Raw genomic sequence first — 4,305 nt, 5'->3', positions numbered from 1 at the left:
GGCCTGCGCCGGTGCGGCATGCGCCGGCACCGCCAGGCAGGACATCGCCGCCGCCAGCCCGACGGCCAGCTGCACCGGGGTACGCCGCCGCAACGTCTGCAAACGGCGGGTATCGGCCGGAACGCGGGCAGGAGAGCGCGAATGACGCGTCATCAATGACTCCATGGGGACTCCGCAGCCTGTCTCGCTGTGATGGTCAAGCGCCCGCGGCGTGCCATCGAAGCGCGCACGCGAGTCCGTTATCGGCTAGGAAGAGGCGGCACGAGGGCACGGAACCCGATCGGGTCTGTCCCGCCTGCGGAGATCGACGGGGGAGGACCTACGGGATCCGGCGGGCACCGAAGAACCGCGCCGGATGGCCATCCGCAGCAGGGATGGCGTCGTGCAACCGCAAGCGCAAATGAAGCGCAAGGTGCGGAGCCGCAAAACTTCGCAAAGTGTAGTGAAGAAGCTGAAAATCGATTGTGAACGATGGAAAACACGCCAAATTCCGCCGCCGCAGCCCCCTACCTTGGTCGGGGATTGCGGGGCGGGCCCGCCGCCGGGCGGCGCTCGCGCTCGACACCGGCATGCGAGGCAAGTTAAAGTAGCGACTTCGTTCCGGATGCGCGGTGTCCCACAGAGCGTCGCTTTCCGTGTAACCTCCTACACGCATCCCGAATCACCCGATCCCCGATCACCCAATCGCCTGACGCAGAACCACGATGACCTTCCGGGCTCCGACCGTTTCGTCGCATTCGTCCCGTTGGTGGCGCTTCCACTAGGAAGCGGCACGTCGTTGCGTTCTTGTTCGCACCTTGCCGCCGTTCCGGTTGGCAAACGTGCGGTCCGACAGCTCACCGGTGCGGCGGCTCCTAGATACCCAGGAGATCTGCCGATGCCGTCGAATCCCTCCCCCGCTTCAATCGTTTCGAATCCCGCCGCGCGCATGCTTGCGCCGGGGACGCTTGCCGCTTCGTGCATTCATGCGTCCATGCGCGGTCCGTCCACGCACGCCGTACGCGCCTTCCGTTTCCACCAACATCAAGCCGGGTGAATCATGCTGCTGATGATCGACAACTACGACTCGTTCACCTACAACCTGGTGCAGTACTTCGGCGAGCTCGGCGCCGACGTGCGGACCCACCGCAACGACGAGATCACGATCGAGGAAATCGAGGCGCTGGCGCCCGAGCGCATCTGCATCTCGCCCGGTCCGTGCAGCCCGGCCGAGGCCGGCATCTCGGTGGCCGTGCTCAAGCACTTTGCCGGCAAGCTGCCGATCCTCGGCGTGTGCCTGGGCCACCAGGCGATCGGCGAGGCGTTCGGCGGCAAGGTGATCCGCGCCAAGCAGGTGATGCACGGCAAGGTCAGCCGCATCGAAACCACGCAGCAGGGCGTGTTCGCCGGCCTGCCGAAGGCGTTCGACGTGACGCGCTATCATTCGCTGGCGATCGAGCGCGAGACGCTGCCCGACTGTCTGGAAGTCACCGCATGGACGCCCGACGGCGAGATCATGGGCGTGCGGCACAAGCAGTTTGCGATCGAGGGCGTGCAGTTCCATCCCGAATCGATCCTGTCCGAACACGGACACACGCTGCTGGATAACTTCCTGAAGGTGGCGCGATGAAACGGCTCGATGCCCCGCTCGCGCCTGCCCTTGCTGCCTCTGCCCTTGCCGCCCTTGCTCCTGCGCCTTCACGCGACCGATCGAACGAACCCCACGCCTGCGAGACCGCCATGCCCATCACGCCCCAGGAAGCGCTGACGCGCTGCATCGAACACCGCGAGATCTTCCACGACGAGATGCTGCATCTGATGCGGCAGATCATGCAGGCGCAGATCTCGCCGGTGATGGCGGCCGCGATCCTGACCGGCCTGCGCGTCAAGAAGGAGACCATCGGCGAGATCACCGCCGCCGCGCAGGTGATGCGCGAATTCGCCAACAAGGTCACCGTGTCCGAGCGCGAGCATTTCGTCGACATCGTCGGCACCGGCGGCGACGGCTCGCATACCTTCAACATCTCGACCGCGTCGATGTTCGTCGCCGCCGCGGCCGGCGCGCGCATCGCCAAGCACGGCAACCGCGGCGTCAGCTCCAAGTCCGGCAGCGCCGACGTGCTCGAGGCGCTCGGCGTCAACATCATGCTGACGCCAGAGCAGGTCGGCCAGTGCATCGCGCAGACCGGCATCGGCTTCATGTTCGCGCCGACCCACCATCCCGCGATGAAGAACGTCGCGCCGATCCGCAAGGAGATGGGCGTACGCACGATCTTCAACATCCTCGGACCGCTGACCAATCCGGCCGACGCGCCCAATATCCTGATGGGCGTGTTCCACCCGGACCTGGTCGGCATCCAGGTGCGCGTGATGCAGCGCCTGGGGGCGCGCCATGCGCTGGTGGTCTACGGCAAGGACGGCATGGACGAAGTGTCGCTGGGCGCCGCCACGCTGGTGGGCGAGCTCAAGGACGGCGAGGTGCGCGAGTACGAGATCCATCCGGAGGACTTCGGCCTGTCGATGATTTCCAATCGCGGCCTGAAGGTGGCCGACGCGGCCGAATCGAAGGAGATGCTGCTCGAGGCGCTGTCCAACGTGCCGGGCACCCCGCGCGAGATCGTGTCGCTGAACGCAGGCACCGCGCTGTACGCCGCCAATGTCGCCTCGTCGATCGAGGACGGCATCGGCCGCGCCCGCGAGGCGATCGCCAGCGGCGCGGCGCGCGCCAAGCTCGACGAGTTCGTGCAGGCCACGCGGCAGTTCCAGTAATCAGAGGCAAGCAAGCATGTCCGACATCCTGCAGAAGATCCTGGCCGTCAAGGCCGACGAAGTCAGCGCCGCGCGCAAGCGCCGCGACCTGCCGAGCCTGCGCGCCGAAGCGGAAAGCCTGCGCGACGAGGCGGGCCTGGCACCGCGCGGATTCGGCGCGGCGCTGCGCGCGAAGATCGAGGCCGGCCACGCCGGCGTGATCGCCGAGATCAAGAAGGCGTCGCCGTCCAAGGGGGTGCTGCGCGAGCATTTCGTGCCCGAGGCGATCGCCGAGAGCTATGCCGGCCACGGCGCGGCGTGCCTGTCGGTGCTGACCGACGAGCATTTCTTCCAGGGCCATGCCGACTACCTGCGGCGCGCGCGCGGCGCCTGTCCGCTGCCGGCGCTGCGCAAGGACTTCATGGTGGACCTGTACCAGGTCTACGAGGCGCGCACCTGGGGCGCCGATGCGATCCTGCTGATCGTCGCCGCGCTCGATCCCGGCCTGATGGCCGAGCTCGAGGCCTGCGCGCACGAACTGGGCATGGACGTGCTGGTCGAGGTCCACGACGGCGCCGAGCTGGAAGCGGCGCTGCGGCTCAAGACCCCGCTGGTCGGCGTCAACAACCGCAACCTGCGCACCTTCGAGGTCTCGCTGCAGAACACGCTGGACCTGCTGCCGGCGATGCCGGCGGACCGGCTGGTGGTCACCGAGTCCGGCATTCTCGGACCGGACGACGTGGCGCGGATGCGCGAGGCCAATGTGCACGCCTTCCTGGTTGGCGAAGCGTTCATGCGCGCCAAGGACCCCGGCGCCGAGCTGGCCCGGCTGTTCGCCTGAACCCCGCCTCTGCTGACCCCGGCGCACCGACCGAACCGATGGCCCAGGAAATCGAACTGAAACTGGCGGTGCCCGATGCCGCCGCCGCGGCCGCGCTGGTCGCCTGGCTCGACGCCAATGCGCGCGCCGTCGGCGAATCGCATCTGCTCAACGTCTATTTCGACACGCCGGCCCATGAGCTGGCGCAAGCGCGCGCCGCGCTGCGGCTGCGCCGCGACGGCACCCGCTGGCTGCAGACGCTGAAGACCGCGGGACGCAGCGAGGCCGGGCTGGCGACGCGCAACGAATGGGAAAGCGAGGTCGCCGGCGAGGCGCTGGAGCCAGAGCGGCTGGAGACCGAGGCCCGCACGCTGCTCGAGCCGTTGCTGGGCCGCTTGCAGCCGGTGTTCCGCACCGATTTCGTGCGGCGGACCTGGCGGCTGCGCTGTCCGCTGACGGGCGCCGACGGAACGCAAGCCGGCACCGGGATCGAAGCCGAGATCGAAGCGGCGCTGGACGCCGGCGAGATCGCCGCGGTGGCGCAGGATGGCACCACGCCGGCGTCGGCGTCGGCGTCGGCGTCGGCGTCGGCGTCGGCATCGGCATCGGCATCGGCATCAGCATCGGCATCGGCAGCGGCGCGCGAGACCATCCACGAACTCGAACTGGAATGGCTGTCGGGCGACCCGTCGCAGGCTGCAGCGACACTGCGCGCGCTGGGCGAGCGGCTCGGCGCGGTGGCCGCGCTGACGCCGTCG

Annotated in this window: 4 protein-coding genes; all 4 read left to right on the top strand. The window is 68.3% G+C overall.

Annotated features, from left to right (window positions below; genetic code table 11):
• Positions 1 to 1,039 precede the first annotated feature (1,039 nt).
• Entirely contained in the window at positions 1,040 to 1,609 is a 570-nt protein-coding gene (locus AC6EI8_RS24685; RefSeq protein WP_149319646.1) for an aminodeoxychorismate/anthranilate synthase component II, read from the top strand.
• Positions 1,610 to 1,719: 110 nt separating this feature from the next.
• On the top strand, positions 1,720 to 2,748 hold the full coding sequence (trpD, locus tag AC6EI8_RS24680) for an anthranilate phosphoribosyltransferase (RefSeq protein ID WP_149319647.1): 1,029 nt from the start codon (positions 1,720 to 1,722) through the stop codon (positions 2,746 to 2,748).
• A 16-nt stretch (positions 2,749 to 2,764) separates the two neighbouring features.
• Positions 2,765 to 3,568 (top strand): indole-3-glycerol phosphate synthase TrpC, encoded by an 804-nt coding sequence (trpC, locus tag AC6EI8_RS24675; protein ID WP_226109435.1) that lies wholly within the window; start codon positions 2,765 to 2,767, stop codon positions 3,566 to 3,568.
• A 38-nt stretch (positions 3,569 to 3,606) separates the two neighbouring features.
• The coding region (locus AC6EI8_RS24670; protein ID WP_498383148.1) for a CYTH domain-containing protein at positions 3,607 to 4,305 on the top strand (699 nt) is incomplete at its 3' end.

The sequence above is a fragment of the Cupriavidus sp. R6-3 genome (assembly GCF_059772245.1).
Note: the sequence above shows the minus strand (reverse complement) of the source record. Positions and strands in the feature narration are given on the sequence as shown.